Consider the following 18282-nt stretch of genomic DNA (forward strand, 5'->3'; position numbering starts at 1 on the left):
GAAATTTCGATTTGATTAACAAAAAAATTATGGTTAGAATTAAATTGTCAAGTATGTTTATAAGCTTGATTGTGTTCTTTACGGCTCTTTCAACAGGAGCAGCTGCGCAGGACAGTACCTTGAGGGGGACTGTAAAAGACATGGCCGGCACCCCGCTCATAGGGGTGAACGTGATTCAAAAAGGAACCACAAACGGAACGGTGACGGATGTGGACGGGAGCTTCTCGATCAACGTGCCCGCAAAAGCAGCGGTAGTTTTCACGTACATCGGTTTCTCAGCGCAGGAAGTTGTCTGGGATGGCGCTTCCGCGATGAATGTGGTGATGCAGGAAGACACGGAGTTGTTGGACGAAGTTATCGTGGTTGGGTATGGAGTGCAGAGAAAAGTATCAAACACTGCGTCTGTCTCTTCAGTGAACGGAGAAGACTTGACCAGTTCCCCTGTCGCAAATATAAATAACAGTATTGTCGGGAGAGTTCCTGGAATACTGTCTTTTCAAAACAGCGGGGAACCGGGTAGTGACGCAGCCTCACTCAGAATACGTGGTATTGGTACAACTGGAAATGCAAACGCTTTATTAGTCATCGATGGTATTCCTCAAAATTACAATAGTTTATCTAAGCTGAATTCTGATGAAATTGAATCAATTTCAATACTTAAAGATGCCGCAGCGGTAGCTCCATACGGCATAGGTGGTGCCAATGGAGTAATTTTAGTGACAACGAAGAGGGGAATAGAAGGAAAAATCGGCATCAATTATAATGGCTATTATGGTGTTCAACAACCTACAGCATTACCCAAATTTTTGGATGCATACGGATATGCAAGCAAATTGAACGAAGCAAACTTAAATATCGGGAATAAACAGACATTTACAGATGAAGAGCTCCTGAAATTTAAGAATGGTACCGACCCGGATCATTATCCAAACACAGACTGGATTAATGAAATAGTTAATTTTCAGGCTCCGATTACGAAACACTCTCTATCATTTAGCGGTGGTACTGAAAAAATCAAGTTTCATAGTAATCTGGGTTATTTGTATCAAGAGGGAATTATTTCTCAAATAAATTATAACCGCTTCAGTCTACTATTGAATGTTGATGCGAATGTTACAAAAACAACCAAAATATCTTTTGATTTGAATGCCGGCAAAGAAACAAAAAATAATCCAGGCAATGCAAGCGGTTCCGGTTTATTTACTGATATTACAGAAGTACCTCCGATTTATCCCATAAGATTTAGTAATGGATTACCTGCTCACAATATGTTACCTTCGATCACCGAGAGTGGATACGGAAAAAATACAGATAATAATTTAAATATAAGATTACTGGCGGAACAAAAAATTCCATTTATTCCCGGCCTGATAATCAAGGGAGTCTTTGGCTATAATACAAAATATTCATTTGACAAAACCTGGAGACTTCCATACACATTTTACAAATTAAGTGCAAACAATGAATATGTTCCTCAACCATCAGGCCCAATAAAACCATCGTTATCTGAGGGTTTTAATCAAAATATTCATATGATTACCCAGTTTTTTGTCACATACCAAAAAAAGTTAAAGAATCAGGAGATTAATTTTCTCGGGGTCTATGAAGGGAAAAGTACGAATTTCAATGATTTAAATGCTTCAAGAGTTAATTATGAACTTTTTGTAGACGAACTTTCGCTAGGGAGCAGCGACAAAAATAATTTTGATAACAGTGGCAATTCTTCGAAATCAGCCCAGATGGGATGGGTTTATCGTTTAGATTATTCATTATTAGATAAATACTTGTTGCAATTGTCCGGGCGCTATGATGGCCATTATTATTTTGCACCGGAGAAGCGATTTGCTTTTTTCCCTTCATTGGCAGTTGGTTGGAGGATCTCAGAAGAGAAATTCATTAAAAATAATTATCCGTGGATTAATAATCTAAAGATTCGTGGATCATATGGTTTGTCCGGAAATTTAGCAGGCAGCGCATTTCAATATCTGACTGCGTACGAAACACGAAATAGTTATGTATTTGGAGGTATAAATCCCTATCAGGTACTGGGAATCTATGAAAGTGTACAAGCGAATCCGGATATAACCTGGGAGAAAGCAAAAAAAGGTAATATAGGTATTGATGCACTATTATTAAATGGAAAAATAGATGTTACCTTCGATCTTTTTACCGAAAAGCGGTCAGATATGCTAATAAACCCTGCTACAATTGTTCCTGCAGAGTATGGTATAGGCCTTTCTCAAGTAAATGCCGGAGTTATGAAGAATAAAGGTTTTGATTTTAGCATTGCCTTAAATCATGGTTTTAATGATCTCAATATTAATTTTGGGGTGAATCTGTCTCATGCTAAAAATGAGTTAATAGAAACATTTGAAACAAAAGCAACTTATAATAATCCTAATAGAAGAGAGACCGGCAGACCGCTTAATACCAGATTCGGACTCAAGTCACTTGGATTGTATCAACTAAGTGATTTTGATGATCAAGGTAATTTGAAAGCAGGTTTGCCTGTACCATCTTTTGGAAAAGTTCAGCCGGGGGATATAAAATATGCTGATATTGCAGGTGCACCAGATGAAAATGGAAATATTACCGCCCCAGACGGGAAAATAGATATTAATGACTATACCGTGATTGGAGATCCATTATTTCCTCAGCTAATATTCGGATTTAATACCGATTTGAGCTGGCGAGGTTTATATTTGAACATGTTATGGCAGGGAGCCGGTGAAATGAGTGTCTATATAGATAATGAACTGGCAGCGCCTTTCTTTAATGGAGCGAAAATTTTTGAGGAACAGACTGATTACTGGACTCCGGAAAACCCAAATGCAACATATCCCCGTTTGACTCCGAATCCAATTACTCATAATACCCAGCCTTCAAGTTTCTGGGTAAAGGATGGCACCTATTTAAGATTAAAAAATATAGAATTGGGGTATCATCTCCCGACAAAACTTATAAATAAAACTTCGATAAAGTCAGTTAGAATTTATGTCACGGGTCAGAACTTGTTAAGTTTCAGCGGTCTGAAGTTTATGGACCCTGAGTTGACGAGCGCGCGGGGCAGATATTATTATCAGCAGAGAGTATTTGCCATAGGAACAAGTATTTCATTTTAAAAAATCAACAAGCATCAACATAATTATGAATAAGATATTATTTTTTATTATACCATCAGTCATTTTCCTCTCATGTACTGAGCTCGAAATCAGTCCAAAAGACAGATTGTCCGATGAGTCGGTCTGGAGTAATCCGGAAACTGCCGATTTATTCCTTAATGATATTTATAACAGTTTAAATGCAGGTCCTTATCCTTCAGTATGGACAAATTTACCGAGTGAGATCAGTAACGATCCATTGGATAATTTCACTGATAACACCACATATGGTCCCACAGGTACTCCATCTTACTCTCTGTTTGACAATGGAAGTTATGGCCCTTCTAACCCCTTGTTTAATAACCAGTGGAGAAAAATGTATCAAAACATACGGCAATGTAATTTGTTTATTGAGAAAGTAACAGCTTCAGATTTTAATGATGAAACAAAAAAGGGGTTTGTTGCGCAAGCAAGATTTTTAAGGGCCTATTTTTATAGGCAGTTAATAGATTTGCATGGAGGGGTACCCATTATTACAAAAGTTTTAAGAAATAGTGGCGGTGAAGAAATATTTTATCCGAGAGATTCATATGAAGATTGTGTTTCATTTATTCAGAATGAATGTGATGAAGTTGCTAAAGACCTGCCACTGACTGTTAGCGGGGCAAACTTGGGTCGCGCAACTAAAGGAGCCGCGCTGGCGTTAAAAGGAGAGGAGGAGTTGTATGCTGGTAAATGGAGTGATGCAGTAAACACACATAAAGAAATTATGGAGCTTGGAGTGTATGATCTTTTTCACAACTATGGTGATTTATTCTACGCAGCAAATGAAAACAATGAAGAAGTTATTTTTGATATTCAATTCGCACCTGAAGTGAAAAGGAAGAGAATCAACCAGTTCTGGGGAGTACCTATGGTGCAGAAAGGTGCAGGATGGGGATCCTGTAATCCAACACAGAATTTAATTGACTGTTATGAATTTACAGACGGGAAAACTGAAGCGGAAGGTTCTTCCATGTTCGATCCTGGCGCACCTTATAAGAACAGAGACAGTCGTTTTTACGCATCCATCATTTATGATGGTTCTGTATGGAGGGGAGATACTATTTACACAAGATTGGGCATACCCAATAACTACAATGAGATTAATATAGTAGGAAAATCGGGTAATGCCGGTAGAACAGGATATTTTACAAAGAAACTGCAGGATTCAACTATTTATTCTACAAATAGCATGTTGGATGGAACAAATTTCATCGTTTACAGATATGCAGAAGTATTGTTGAACTATGCAGAGGCGAAGAATGAAGTAAGCGGGCCGGACAGTGAGGTGTACGATGCGATTAACAAGGTGAGGGCACGGGCTGGACAACCTCCTCTGCCACCCAATTTGAACAAAGAGCAAATGAGAGAAAAGATCAGACATGAACGGAGAATAGAATTGGCATTTGAAGGAAAATACTTCTATGATATTATGAGATGGCGTACTGCCGAAACGATATTTAAAAGACCAATTTACGGGATGAAGATAACAAAGAAAAGTGGTAAATTAATTTATGAGAAAATACCTGTTCGTACTGTAATTTTTGATCCTGATAAAAATTATCTTCAACCAATTCCGCAGTATGCCATGGATCAAAATACCAGATTAAAACAAAACCCAAATTATAATTGATGAAATTATGCTTAACTATATAAAAAGCAATATGCTGATAAATAGACCGGGTGCTATAATTATTTTTTTGTTACTCTCCTGTTCCTGTTCATCGGGACGCAAGGAAATTTCTACAGATGACAGGTATTATTTAAATTTTGATTCTGCAGCCCATCTTCATTCCTATTTGAATGACACTATCCGTAATAGCCACAGGATAAATTTATTAAGTGCGCACAGAGGAGGGGCGGGAAAAGAATTACCGGAAAACAGTTTGGAAACTTTCGAGAACACGCTGAAATATACCTATAGCATAATAGAAGTGGATCCAAGATATTCAAAAGACAGCGTGATTGTTTTGCATCACGATAAGACACTTGACAGGACAACAACCGGTACCGGTTTGGTATCGGACTACACCTATGAAGAGTTGCAAAAACTGTTCTTGCGGGATATAGATGGCAATGTTACGCCATTTAAAATACCCACGCTTGAAGAAGCGTTGAAGTGGGCGAAGGGAAAATCCGTGTTGGTCCTAGATAAAAAAGATGTGTCAGTGGAAGATCGATTAAGAGCAGTGGAAGAATGTGACGCCGAGGCTAACGCCATCATTATGGCTTACACATTTGAGGAGGCAAGACATTGTTATGCTATGAACAAGGACGTAATGATGCAGATTTTTATAAACAATCAAGATAAAGTACTTGAATTTGACAACATTGGTGTACCCTGGAAGAATGTTATTGTTTTTGTCACACATGAAATTCCGGAAAGTCCCGAATTGTTTAACATGATCAACAGTAGAGGCAGTACATGTGTGGTAGGGACTTCCAGAACATTGGACAAGGAGCTTATGCAGCATGATGATGAAAATATTGCAGAAATGAGATCCAAGTACGAATCGATTCACAAAATGGGTGCGGGTATCATCGAAACAGATGTGCCAGTTAATTTAAGCAAGTTGATTACAACTAATTAAATTGGGAGTGTTATGAAAAGAAACTTTGTTATTTCATCAGAATTGGCTTCTTTGACATTGTGTTTTTGTGTATTACCACTATATAGTCAAAAAGATAACGAAAATCCAAACATCATATATATCCTTGCCGATGACCTGGGATACGGGGATGTAGGGTGTTACGGACAAAAATACGTCAAAACACCCAATATTGACAAGTTGGCAAATGAAGGGATTTTGTTTACTCAACATTACGCGAGCGCCCCTGTAAGCGCTCCCACGCGAGGATGCCTGATGACCGGGAAACATTTGGGTAATGCGTATATAAGGAACAACAGGGAGTTGAAAGAAGACGATCCACGTAAAACAGGACAAGAACCACTGCCAAAAGACACGTACACTCTGGCTGACATGTTAAAAGAAAGAGGGTACGTTACCGCGCTTATTGGAAAGTGGGGATTAGGAAGTATTGCGTCACACAGTTCTCCAAACAAGCAAGGGTTTGACTTTTTTTATGGATATGCTGACCAGGTCCATGCGCACAATCATTATCCTGACTTTTTGTGGCGAAACGACAAGCAGGAGTTTTTAAACGGGAATGTGACAACTGTGCACCCTGAAATATCAAAAGAGGAAGAAGTCGCTTTGGATGCATACAAGAAATATCAGGGGAAGAATTATTCCCTGGATTTAATGGCTGATGAAGCTGTCAAGTTTATCAGGAGCAACCAGGATAAGCCATTTTTTCTTTATCTGGCTTTCACAGTTCCTCATAAAGCATTGCAAGTTCCAGATGAAAGTTTAAAAATGTATAAAGGGTTATTGGACGAAATTCCTTATGATGGCAAAAGAGGGTATACCCCTCACCCAAAACCTTTGAGTGCCTATGCAGCCATGATTACAAGAATGGATGAGAAAATAGGCGTAATCATGGATTATTTAAAAGAGGCAGGGCTGGATAATAATACAATCGTCATGTTTACTAGTGACAACGGACCTGCTTCGGGAGGTGGTTTGGATACACAGTTTTTCAATAGCTCGGGAGGACTTAAAGGTCAAAAAGGCCAACTTTATGAAGGTGGAATCAGGGTTCCTTTTGTTGCCCGATGGCCGAAACAGATAAAGCCAGGTACTAGAACCGATCACATTTCTGCACAATATGATGTTATGGCCACATTCGCTGAACTGACGGGGGATATTATTGAAGATACGGATGGAATTTCATTTCTCAATACTTTGTTGGGAAATGATGAAGCACAGGAGAAGCATGAATATTTATACTGGGAATTCTCGGGAAGCGGGGGCCAGTACGCCATCAGAATGAATGAATGGAAAGGTGTGAAAAATAATGTTCGTGGTAACGCTGATTCAAAATGGGAAATTTATAATATCTCTGAAGATGATTTTGAGTCGGAGAATGTGGTTTCCCAACATCCTGAGTTGGTATCTGAATTTGATAAAATTATTCGCAAGAGAACGCCGGCAGTCATTGATGAGTGGAATTTTGAAAAATGAAATGGATATGCACAGATTGATCTTTTTTTTCGCAATATTTCTTTTCTTCTTTGTGAAACTTTTCTCTCAGGAGACAGGCACAGTATTACCTCAGTGGAAACAAGGAGAAATGGAAATACATCATGTCCATACAGGCAGAGGAGAAGCCGTTTTTTGTATTTTTCCTGACGGGACTACCATGGTGATCGATGCGGGAGATTCCGGGCCACACAGTGATCCGAGAACCACTCCGGGTTTTCCCGATGATAGCAGACAACCTGGAGAATGGATTGCACGTTATATTTCCAAGCGATTAGATTTTAGGAATGAAGTAAAGTTAGACTACTTTCTGCTGACACATTTTCACGGTGATCATTTGGGAGGTGTCTACACCAATTCCGTTAAAACAAAAAAAGGAGGTGATTATTTTTTAAGTGGGGTCACAGAGTTGTATGAACATGTTCCATTCTCTAAAATAGTAGATCGTGGTTGGCCAACCTATTCATATCCTTCTCGGCTGAAGGGCAAAGCAATTGAAAACTATTTAAAATTTATAGAATGGCATCACGGGAAAAGCGGAACAGTTATTGAAGGTTTTGTCCCGGGAAGTAAAAGCCAATTTGCCCTGCTTAAAGAGCCAGAAAGATATCCTGATTTTGAAGTAAGAAATATCATTGCGAACGGAATAATATGGACCGGAGAAGGAGAGAACACACGCAATCTCTTTCCTCTGGATTTGAAAAATGTGCATGAAAATAAACTATGTGCAGGAGTTCGTATCAGTTACGGAGCATTTGATTATTTCAATGGTGGCGATATCAATGGACGCCTACCCATTAATCTTGAGAAGTGGCTTGATGTGGAAACTCCTGTTGGAGAGGTGCTTGGTACCATAGAGGTGTGCGAGGCAAATCATCACTCCTGGATTGATGCCATGAGTGAATCTTTTCTTCAGCATATACAGCCTCAAAATATCATTATACAGGTGTCCCACGTATCACATCTTAATTTATCGGTATTGCAAAGCATGGCCAATAAAAGTATAAACCCCAATTTAAAGCATATTATTCCCACCAACATACCTGAATTGTCACGTGCTTATTTGGGTGAAGATCAAGTAAGGAAAATGTCAGGGGAGGGAGGTCATGTCGTGATTAAGGTAGATCCGGGAGGTGATACTTATTCCATCATACTGCTAGACAGCAACAATGAGTCAATGCGGATTAAGTCAGCCTATGGCCCGTTTCAATGCAGATAAACATGAGAAAGATGAAAAAGACATCGCTACGGCAATGCGGTGGCTTCAGCTCAAACAGGAATGCGTTCGAGCCTTTTGCTCCCCTTGCGAACGAGCCCGATGTCAAGTCGGTCTATTACGACGAAAAAGCGGATCATCTCATTTATACCAAGGGTGAAATAAGCTGGTGGACCCACAACATTTACTCCATGAATCCAACCAAACAAATAACGATCCCCGAAATTGACGTGTATAAGGTGAGGGTCATCAAATAAGAGGTGAGGGTCATCAAATAATTCCGATTAGTTTAAATCAACAGTGACCGTTCGAAACAGGGAGACACTGTGCTGGAGCGCCCGTAGGACGGTTTTATAATCCGTCTCACGGGCGTTAACGTTCATGTAATATCCTGATGTGGATGGTATTCCACTTGTCGGGGGTCAATGGGGCGGGGAAGGGGACTGTGAACTGAAAAGTGAACTGAAAAGTGAGCGGAACAATGAACGGATGAGGTAATTGGTTTATAATTTTATAGGATTGGGGTATTCTTTTCCCATCGTCTTTTTATATTCGATCAGAAACGAGAGATATCTTAATTTCGCTTCTTCGTGCCTCTTGAGTTTCTGCAATGCCGCAACCAGGTAAGTTATGGCCCTGTCGTTTACCGGATCAATATGAAATGCTGCATCGGCCAGTTCTACAGTTGTAAGGTATGCTTCCGTTTCGTAGCTCCATTCAATAGTGCTGATAAGCAGCGGCTCAATACTTTTTTCGGTATGTTCTTTCAGGAAGTCATATTCCGGTTCGTTTTCATTTCTCATAAATTTTCCCCGGGTAACAATGGCTATAAATTCTTTTAGTTGTTCCTCGTCGCGGCTTCCCGAAAGGATCTCCAAACATATAGTGAAGTCGCAATACAGGGGATCTGCCTGCACTAGCTTGAAAACACCCTTCTCGTACAACAATTCAATGCCATCCAGTTCTTCCAGTATTTTACGCAACCTGTTCAGTGTGACATTACGCGTGTTTTTTACTGTATGAGACGGTTTGCCGGGCCACAATATCTCACTGAGATGCTGCGAGGTGATACCCTCCTCTACAGCGCTAAAATGCAGGAGTAAACAAAATGTCTCTTTTAGTTTTTTACTGAAAAGATAAGTAATATCCCTGTTGCTGCGATTGCGAATCATGAAATCTCCAAATAGATAAATTGCGTTGGACCGGAATGTGGATACCTGTTTCTGGCTTGTTTTAAAGGGTGTACCACTATCGGGAGAAAAGGTCTCTTTGCGTTTGTATTTGAGGAAACGTCCGAGAGAAATGACGAAAATAACTACGATAACTCCCGTGAGGATAAAAATAAAGAGGAGTTTATCTGAACGCGTCTTCGTTGCATAACTGACCAGCTCATGGCCGGTGATCGGTGGAAAAGCAAGTGAATATACATGTACCTCTGAAGCAATATCGTCGGAAAATTCATGTACTACCGCATAAAGAGCGTGCAGATCGTCGTCATAATAGAGATTTGCATTGGTGTTTATCTTGTCGGAGAATATCGGGATGGAATCACCCAATATACTAAAATTACCATCTTTCAGTGAATAGCGGTATAATCTTAGGTAAGACTGGGTGAAATGCTCTGGATAACATAAGGTATAAAATGAATCATCGTCATTGATCACCATGCCCCTCACGGGTACCATGTTTTCCTGCTCCCACGGGATTTCCCATACTTTGGATATCTGTGATGTCTGCAAATCCAATTGATAAAAATCATAATAATAAGTTCTTCCCAGCAGCTGGTTACCCGTAACATTTCCCATGCCCCCAAAGAGGTAGAGTTTCTTCTGCTTCAACTGGTGCCCCATTGACGTGAAATAACGTGGGTTGATTGTTTCTCCATCCCGCGTGGAAAGTGTATCCCATTGCTGTGAATTGATATCATAGAGATAAAAGATATTGCTGTAGCGCATATTACCGAATCCTCCGAATATCAGGTACTGTTGTTTTGACGAATCGAAATAGGAACCATGATGATGAAGTTGAATTGGCAGCCGGTCATAACTCTCAATGCGCCATTCGTAGCTGTGAAGATCAAGACTTGCTACCGTAGGCCCCTGGTAGGTACTATCGTAATATACCTCATAACAGTAGAGCTTGTCCTGTACAGGATCAATGAAGTTGGTTCCCAGTCTGAGGTCTACCGGACAAGGCTCCTTGAAGATCACCGTTTCCTTGTTCGTGGTTCTCAGGTTATAGATGATGATGGAATCTCTGTTGAAATGATACAGTTCTTTTCGCGTCTCATGGTAATTAGTCCCGGAGACCTGTGCCGAACGTGTTGAAGTCTCCGGTTTCCAATGATAGGCGTCATTGATCAGCCAATAGGGATTAATAACATTTCCCATGACGGTTCCCTTGTTGTTATGCACCTCATTGCCCTGATACTCCTTCAATGGGAACCGATAGCTTCGCGTGTTGCCCACCCTCAGGCTCCGGATGGCAAAAGGAGCCACGTCAATCACATGATCACTTTTACCGAATATGAGGGTGGGTGTGAACGATTCCGGAAGGGTTACATTGGCCGCACTGTTGGTGCTGTCGCCAATGGTTAGCGTGATGAGATTGTTTTCAAGGTCGAATGAGATATCTATCTGAAACCATTCACGTGGCGGATATTGACTCTTTTCCAGCGAGATATGAATCAAATTGTTTTTTCCTTCCTCATTGAAGAGAAACAGATGGTTTTCTTCGTGTCCATCATAAAAAAGATTGAAGATGCTCCCGTTTTCAGCCGATTTTATTCTGAGGATGTTACCAATATCAGTTGTCATATACAACGATAGACGGAAACTGATGTTGAAGTGATCCGAAAAAGTAACCTGACGTTCACTGAAGACATCGTAAGAGGTTCTCTGCTCAATTGGATAGTCGTTTCCAAGAAAACGAAGTCCTTCTGCGAAAAGAGGCCGGGAGAGAAAGATGAAAAAAAAGAGGAGAGTATATATGATTTTTTTTGTCGATGTAACCATGAAAATGAATAGCATTTGGAACCGATGGAAGGATGTATCCTTCCCGTGAGAAGCAATTGTCTATTGCCTTTACAAAGATACCATAATCAGTCTTATATTGCAAATGATCAATTTTGTTTATTGATTAAGAGCTGTTTGGGAAAAGGTTAAATAGCGTGTTGATTACTGTTATTTTGTAAAATGTAACCCCAATGTAACCCTTTGGCTAACCCGTCCGCCTTTATATTTGGTGCAGAGAAATTGCAGCAGGCTTATATTGGAGAGGCTGCACGGGAAAAATGATATCATGACATATTTGATGATATGGGATGAAAAACAAAAAATGCAAATTAATTAATGAATGGAATGAAAAACTTGAGAGAATTATTCTACACGTCTTTGATTGTGTTTATATCGATCGGACTGTTTTCCTGCGAAAAGGAAGAATCTTCACAGAGCCTGCTCGGTGAAGTGGCCGGAGTGGTAAAGGATGTCAACGGCAACCCCATCCCGGGAGTGAATGTCACTCTTTCCGGGATTAATGAAGAGAACATGGTTACAACCACCGACGAAGAGGGAAGGTATCAGATGAACAATGTAACCTTGAAAACACATGCCATCATGTTCTCCAGGGAGGGGTGGCAGACGGTCAGTGTAACCATTACAGCCGATAAATTCGGTGAAAACAACCGCGCAATCGGAGATGCTGAAATGATCAGGGCTTCGGCAAAGATAACGGGAATCGTGACTGATGCCAAGAATAATGGAGCACCGCTTGCCGGAGTGACTGTCTCGGCCGGGCCGGCAGGAACGGTAATCACCGGAAACGACGGTAAGTATATCATTGCAAATCTGGTGAAAGATAAATACACGCTCACTTTCACAAAGCAAGACTATGTGACGATTATAAAGGAGGTTGCAGCGACCGATTTTGTGGATGAAACTGTGACGATCGATCTCAGAATGGGGGGCGAGGAGCTTCTCCGTGGCTTAACGGCCGACGATTTGAAACATGCCGAGAAATGGTATTATAACGAATATCGCGGTGGAAGAAATGCCGATGAATATCCTCACTGGGACTGGGCCTGCAACTATATGTCCACACTTGATTTCCGCGGGGCATGGGAAGAACAGAATGAGGGTACCACACTTCAAATCAGAAATAATGACAGCGACCGTAAGAATCCGGCCGACCTTGATGTGTTTGACTCCTTCGTATTCGGAAGTAAGTTGATCACTGCAGAGAATAAGATCCTCTCACTGAGAGCACGCACCCATAATGCCGACGCATCTGCTCCTGCCTATTTTGGTGTACAGGTTGTAGACCTGTCTGAAAATCAACCCAAAGCTGTGAAAATAGGAACAACACGTACGTATGGTTCAGGTAATTATTCAGACTTCGAGTTCGACCTGAGCGCCTATGTAGGGAAAGAGGTCGTTCTGGCCATCGGAATCTACCGTCAGTCGACAGGCGATTACTGGAAGCAGCTTGTGTTGCGTGCCATCAGGTTTGCCGACAGGAAGGTGGAAAACTATGGCTGGTTGCCCGGCACCGAAGTGATTGAAGGGTGGAAGCTGACCAGAGAGACTGTGCGCTCCACAATGCCGCATACCAAAAAGCTGTTTACCGGAATCAGCCCCGTCACCGGAGATCGCGGTAATTATGTAAATGCCTACCGTGCCTGGAGAAATGTCGGACATGTGGGTGCCGAATGGTCGTTCGTACCCCTGAGAAAAGATCCCGAGGTGTTCCCCTCGGAAGGCTATATCATCAAAACGAGAAATACCTCTGATATAGATACGAAAGTGCCCGAAGCATATATATACGCCAAGTTTTCGATTGCAACTGGAAGCAACCAGTTCACACTCAGTACGCGAAGCTTCGGCGGTAACTTTACCTATTTTAAAATAACCGCAATCGGGAATGATGGAACGGTAACCCATCTCGCACCGGTATCCAATACCGCCCAGGAGGCCATGGCTGCCGCCAACGGAACCTGGAAATTCAAACATGGCAATGGAGGCGCAGATAATCCCGAGGGATATGCATCATTCAAATATGACCTTACACAGTTTAACGGGACAGATGTCACCTTGGCCATCGGTGTATATAATGGAGAGGCCAATACCGGCGAGAACAAGCTGGTTATTCATAAAATTGAATTGAAATAATCTTTAGTAACATGAACAGGATGAAAAATCTAATTATTGCATTTATAAGTCTCCTGTGGCTCATGACCTGTGCCTGCACGGAGAATGTGCCGGATCGGGGTTCCCAGGAGCCGCCACTACAGGAAGAGCCTCTGGCTGAGATAAATCTGACACGTGCTATAGAGCTCGCCGACAATGCCATTAATGCGCATTTCACCGGAAGCGGGATGGCCATGGCCAGATATTATAATCCTTATACAGGCACACGATCCGATGAAAAAGGAAGCGTATGGATGTATACCAGCGCCATTGAGGCGGTAAATGCAATTCTGCACGGACTTCAGACAGAGAAGGAGAAAGGAGATGCATCCCTTTATAACAAGCACTACACCAGGTTTGTGGAAGTGTTGGGTAATCTATATGACAATGCCGACTATTATCTGGGAACTTTCTCCCTCACCTCATATACACAGACCAAAGAATGGACGGTATACGGTGTGAACAGGGGATCTTCGAAAGGAGGAGCCAAAGTGGAGGGCATCGAGAATGTGTATGACGACCAGATGTGGCTTGTACGCGAACTTCTGGAATCATATAAGCTGACAGGCAATGCGGCCTACCTGGAGAAAGCCGAATATCTGACCGAATATGTACTCGATGGATGGGATTGCACGATCGATGCGAACGGAAATGAGTCCGGCGGCATTACATGGGGACCCGGTTACGTGACCAAACATGCTTGTAGTAACGGCCCCATGGTAAGTCCCCTCGTCTGGCTCCATGAATTGTATAAAGGGAAAAACGACGAAGTGACATACCGTTATATCGATGCCGGGGATAAAAAGACAAGGAAAACAACATCCCTGAAAAAAAGCGATTACTACCTCACATTTGCAAAAAAAATTTATGAGTGGCAAAAAGAGGCGTTGCTGCGTGGAGACGGAGTGTATGATGACATGATGGGAGGGTGCACGCCAGGTACGCCCGAGTGGGAGACCATTGATGGGGTTGTTTACCGGAAAGGAATCACCTGCCGTGATAAGGTGGGGCCGGCAATCAGCTACAACAGCGGCACCATGCTTTCGGGAGCTGCAGATCTGTACAGGGCTACGGCGGATGGAAAATACCTGTCCGACGGAAAGAAGCTTTCGGACGCAAGCTTTGCTTTTTTTGCGAAGAAAGGAACCAACCTGCCCGACCATTATACCTACAACATCAGCGGATTCAATAACTGGTTCAATGGGGTGCTGATGCGGGGCTATGTGGATCTTTTTCCGGTAAATGACAAGGTGTCGACGTATATTGCCACATTTCAGCAGAATCTCGACTACGGGTATGACCACTTTCTGTACAAGGGTTTTCTACCCACCAATTTGTTGGTGGGATGGAGTCAGAATAACAGTAACAACAGGACTGAAGGGATGTTTAGCTTTGCTTTCGCTGCTGAATATGCTGTGTTATCACGCTATGAGATGACTAAATAACAAAATAACATACATTGGAATGATGAAGAATTTTTTTATTCGTGCGAAATTATTTTCGCAAATGATCCTGCTTGCACTTTTACTTGTTCCTGCCACAGCACTGGCACAGGATGTAAATGTGACGGGAGTGGTGAGAGACAGTGGTAATGAACCGTTACCCGGGGCGACCGTGGTCATCAAGAACAGCACCATAGGAACCGTCACCGATATAGATGGGAAGTATGCCATCGTGGCTCCTGCCGATGCAGTGCTCGAATACAATTTTTTAGGGTTCACTACAAAAGAAGAACTCGTGAATCAGCGTACCGTCATCAATGTGGTTCTGGAATATGAGCAGCAGAGCCTCGATGAGGTGGTCGTGGTAGGATATGCCACACAGAAAAAGGTTACCCTTACAGGGGCCGTCTCGGGTGTGAAGGGTTCCGACATGATCCAGACAAGAAATGAAAATCCGCAGAATATGCTCACCGGACGGATTGCCGGAGTGAGGGTATGGCAGAAAAGCGCCGAGCCCGGATCATTTAACAATAGTTTCGATATCCGTGGTCTGGGAAGTCCGCTGGTGGTGATTGACGGAATTCCCCGCAGCGCCGGCGAGTTTCAAAGACTCAATCCCAACGACATCGAAGATGTGTCGGTACTTAAAGATGCATCGGCGGCCATCTATGGAGTAAGGGCTGCCAACGGTGTGGTGCTCGTGACCACCAAGAAGGGATCGAAAGAAGGAAAAGCCGATGTGGCCTTTAATGCATCCTACACTTTTCAGAGACCTTCGGGAATGCCGGTGCTTGCCGATCCTTTCGAGACAATGACGCTTTACAACGAACGTGCAATGAATAATATCAACGGGGGAAATATCATTTTTCCCGAGAGCATGTTCGAAGCATACCGTAATGGTACACGCCGCACGACCGACTGGACATCATTGCTCTTCTCCGATTATTCACCCCAGACCCAGCAGGATCTGAGTATTACGGGAGGAAGCGAGAAAACACAATATTACATCGGTATGGGTTATCTTTTTCAGGAAGGTTTTTTCAAGTCGGGCGATTTGAACTACAATAAAATAAACCTGCGATCCAATATCACCACAGAGATTTTTGACGGATTGACCTTCGACCTGAACCTGAGCGGTATTGCCGATCAACGCAATAATCCCTATTCCAGTTCAGTGGATATCATCCGTAACTACTGGCGGCAGGGTGTACTCTTTCCGGCATACGCCGACCCGGAAAACACCATGCTCAATTACGAAGGATTGGACCTGGAGGAAAATACGGTGGCCAAGATGACCTCCGATATTTCCGGTTACAGAAAATATGCACAGAAGTATTTCATGTCGTCGGCAGGCCTTAACTATGATTTTGGGAAACTGTCAGATGCTTTGGAGGGACTTTCGGCAAAAGCGCTGCTAAGTTACGATTACCGGATGGATGATAACAACATCAAACGCAGAGAGTACTATCAGTACATGTATAACGAACTGACGGGCAACTATGATGCGAAGCTTTATAATAACAGCTCTCCCAATCAGATCAGAAGAGAACTTTATAGCAAGCAACAGCTGCTGGGACAGTTCATCTTGAATTACAACAGGCAGTTTGAGGGATTACACAATGTAAGCGGTATCCTGGGCTGGGAAACCCAGAGACGTACCGGTGACAACTTTTATGCACAGCGTGATCTCGCCTTCGGCATGGATTATCTTCTGGCGGGTGTGGATGAAAATCAGCTGGGAGGCATGCAGAGCGGACTCAATGATATTTACGAACTGGCCAACTCTGCCCTGATAGGCAGGGCAAATTATACTTATGCCGACCGTTATATTGCAGAAGCGCAGTTCCGTTATGACGGATCATCCAAGTTCGCGGAAGGACATCAGTGGGGCTTCTTCCCATCTGCTTCCGTAGGATGGCGTATATCGGAAGAACCGTTTTTTAAAGAGTGGGAAAGGGCATCCTTTGTAGACCAGCTAAAATTACGGGCAAGCTATGGCGTACTGGGTGACGACGGAGAACTGCAATACGACTGGGCAACAGGCTATGTCTATCCCGCCACTTCCGGAAATGCGGAAAAAGGATACTACAATCAATACGCTCCGGGATACATCTATGGAGATGAGTTTGTGTACGGAGTATCCACGCTCGCACTTCCCAACAGGCTTATCACCTGGTTTACTGCCCGTACGCTCGACGTGGGTGTCGATTTTGAAGGGTGGAACGGCCTTTTTGGATTCTCTTTCGACTTCTTCAACAGGGAAAGACATGGACGCTTTGCACGCCGGTCGGGTGATCTACCCACCGTGGTGGGTGCAACGGCACCCAGAGAAAACCTCGATAGCGACCGTCACTTTGGGATGGATATGGAACTTTCGCACCGGCACAGGATTGGTGAGTTTTATTACAGGATGAAGGCAATTGGCACCATTACCCGCCAGCAGTATCTTACCGCTTCGGAAAAAGGCCCTTATGGTAACTCGTATGACAGGTGGCGTAACGACAACCTTACGAACCGTTATCAGGGTATGCAGTTCGGATACGAGTCGGCAGGGCGCTATGAAAGCTGGGAAGATATTTGGAGATATCCGATCTATAAAGACAGGAACATCCTGCCGGGTGACTATAAATACCAGGACTGGAATGGTGACGGAGAGATAAATGGTTTGGATGTGCACCCCATCGCGTTTGATCAGACTCCATGGTTGAACTATAGCCTCACCTTCGACGGAAACTACAAAAATATGGATATGAGCATTCTCCTGCAGGGATCGGCTTTGGGTTCCATGGAGTATAGGGAACCACTCTACTCGATCTGGGGAAGTAACGGAGGGGGCACATTGGTACAATACCTCGACCGTTGGCATCCTACAGATCCACTGGCCGACCCCTATGATCCGGAAACGGAGTGGATAAGAGGATATTATGGATTTACCGGGAACTATCCGTTCGGAAATTCAAGATTTAACCGTGTAAGTACGGCCTATCTTCGCCTGAAAAGTATAGAAGTGGGTTACACGCTGCCAAAACTGCAGTCGTTCTCATCGATGGATTTGCGGCTTTTTGCCAATGCTTATAACCTGCTTACGTTCACCGGTGTAAGGTTTGTAGACCCTGAACATCCCGACGATGATTTGGGGAGGATGTATCCGCTGAACAAAACGTTTACCGTGGGACTTTCCCTTAAGTTTTAATC

Annotated in this window: 10 protein-coding genes; 9 read left to right on the top strand and 1 reads right to left on the bottom strand. The window is 42.9% G+C overall.

Annotated features, from left to right (window positions below):
* Window positions 1-29 precede the first annotated feature (29 nt).
* Genes AC1HCU_RS00480 through AC1HCU_RS00505 form a run of 6 tightly spaced genes read left to right on the top strand, consistent with a single transcriptional unit; the run spans window position 30 to window position 8719 of the window.
* Window positions 30-3122: a SusC/RagA family TonB-linked outer membrane protein gene (locus AC1HCU_RS00480; protein ID WP_480367734.1), complete on the top strand. Its 3093-nt coding sequence runs from the start codon at window positions 30-32 to the stop codon at window positions 3120-3122.
* A 25-nt stretch (window positions 3123-3147) separates the two neighbouring features.
* Window positions 3148-4776, top strand: coding sequence for a RagB/SusD family nutrient uptake outer membrane protein (locus tag AC1HCU_RS00485; RefSeq protein WP_480367737.1), 1629 nt, complete (start codon window positions 3148-3150; stop codon window positions 4774-4776).
* Window positions 4777-4807: 31 nt separating this feature from the next.
* Window positions 4808-5734 carry a glycerophosphodiester phosphodiesterase family protein gene (locus AC1HCU_RS00490; protein WP_480367740.1) on the top strand — a complete coding sequence of 309 codons (927 nt, stop codon included), beginning with the start codon at window positions 4808-4810 and terminating at the stop codon, window positions 5732-5734.
* 12 nt (window positions 5735-5746) lie between these two features.
* Window positions 5747-7228: an arylsulfatase gene (locus AC1HCU_RS00495; protein WP_480367742.1), complete on the top strand. Its 1482-nt coding sequence runs from the start codon at window positions 5747-5749 to the stop codon at window positions 7226-7228.
* Window positions 7229-7235: 7 nt separating this feature from the next.
* Window positions 7236-8465: a ComEC/Rec2 family competence protein gene (locus tag AC1HCU_RS00500; RefSeq protein ID WP_480367745.1), complete on the top strand. Its 1230-nt coding sequence runs from the start codon at window positions 7236-7238 to the stop codon at window positions 8463-8465.
* An 11-nt stretch (window positions 8466-8476) separates the two neighbouring features.
* Window positions 8477-8719, top strand: coding sequence for a hypothetical protein (locus tag AC1HCU_RS00505; protein ID WP_480367748.1), 243 nt, complete (start codon window positions 8477-8479; stop codon window positions 8717-8719).
* A 246-nt stretch (window positions 8720-8965) separates the two neighbouring features.
* Here AC1HCU_RS00505 and AC1HCU_RS00510 read toward each other — a convergent pair whose 3' ends face one another.
* Window positions 8966-11476, bottom strand: a complete 2511-nt coding sequence (locus AC1HCU_RS00510; RefSeq protein WP_480367750.1) for a Kelch repeat-containing protein — start codon at window positions 11474-11476, stop codon at window positions 8966-8968.
* 345 nt (window positions 11477-11821) lie between these two features.
* Between AC1HCU_RS00510 and AC1HCU_RS00515 the strand changes: the two genes are divergently transcribed.
* Genes AC1HCU_RS00515 through AC1HCU_RS00525 form a run of 3 tightly spaced genes read left to right on the top strand, consistent with a single transcriptional unit; the run spans window position 11822 to window position 18280 of the window.
* The gene (locus AC1HCU_RS00515; protein ID WP_480367753.1) at window positions 11822-13627 is read left to right on the top strand and encodes a carboxypeptidase regulatory-like domain-containing protein; all 1806 of its coding nucleotides are present in this window, start codon (window positions 11822-11824) and stop codon (window positions 13625-13627) included.
* A gap of 20 nt (window positions 13628-13647) precedes the next feature.
* Entirely contained in the window at window positions 13648-15090 is a 1443-nt protein-coding gene (locus AC1HCU_RS00520) for a glycoside hydrolase family 76 protein (protein ID WP_480367755.1), read from the top strand.
* A gap of 22 nt (window positions 15091-15112) precedes the next feature.
* Window positions 15113-18280 (top strand): SusC/RagA family TonB-linked outer membrane protein, encoded by a 3168-nt coding sequence (locus tag AC1HCU_RS00525; protein WP_480370959.1) that lies wholly within the window; start codon window positions 15113-15115, stop codon window positions 18278-18280.
* Window positions 18281-18282 lie beyond the last annotated feature (2 nt).

The organism is Proteiniphilum sp. LBM24028, from assembly GCF_056629195.1.

Excerpts from the sequence above, each read along its gene's own strand:
- AC1HCU_RS00480 (WP_480367734.1), top strand. The coding sequence starts at position 30 with ATGGTTAGAATTAAATTGTCAAGTATGTTTATAAGCTTGATTGTGTTC.
- AC1HCU_RS00485 (WP_480367737.1), top strand. The coding sequence starts at position 3,148 with ATGAATAAGATATTATTTTTTATTATACCATCAGTCATTTTCCTCTCA.
- AC1HCU_RS00490 (WP_480367740.1), top strand. The coding sequence starts at position 4,808 with ATGCTGATAAATAGACCGGGTGCTATAATTATTTTTTTGTTACTCTCC.
- AC1HCU_RS00495 (WP_480367742.1), top strand. The coding sequence starts at position 5,747 with ATGAAAAGAAACTTTGTTATTTCATCAGAATTGGCTTCTTTGACATTG.
- AC1HCU_RS00500 (WP_480367745.1), top strand. The coding sequence starts at position 7,236 with ATGCACAGATTGATCTTTTTTTTCGCAATATTTCTTTTCTTCTTTGTG.
- AC1HCU_RS00505 (WP_480367748.1), top strand. The coding sequence starts at position 8,477 with ATGAAAAAGACATCGCTACGGCAATGCGGTGGCTTCAGCTCAAACAGG.
- AC1HCU_RS00510 (WP_480367750.1), bottom strand. The coding sequence starts at position 11,476 with ATGGTTACATCGACAAAAAAAATCATATATACTCTCCTCTTTTTTTTC.
- AC1HCU_RS00515 (WP_480367753.1), top strand. The coding sequence starts at position 11,822 with ATGAAAAACTTGAGAGAATTATTCTACACGTCTTTGATTGTGTTTATA.
- AC1HCU_RS00520 (WP_480367755.1), top strand. The coding sequence starts at position 13,648 with ATGAAAAATCTAATTATTGCATTTATAAGTCTCCTGTGGCTCATGACC.
- AC1HCU_RS00525 (WP_480370959.1), top strand. The coding sequence starts at position 15,113 with ATGAAGAATTTTTTTATTCGTGCGAAATTATTTTCGCAAATGATCCTG.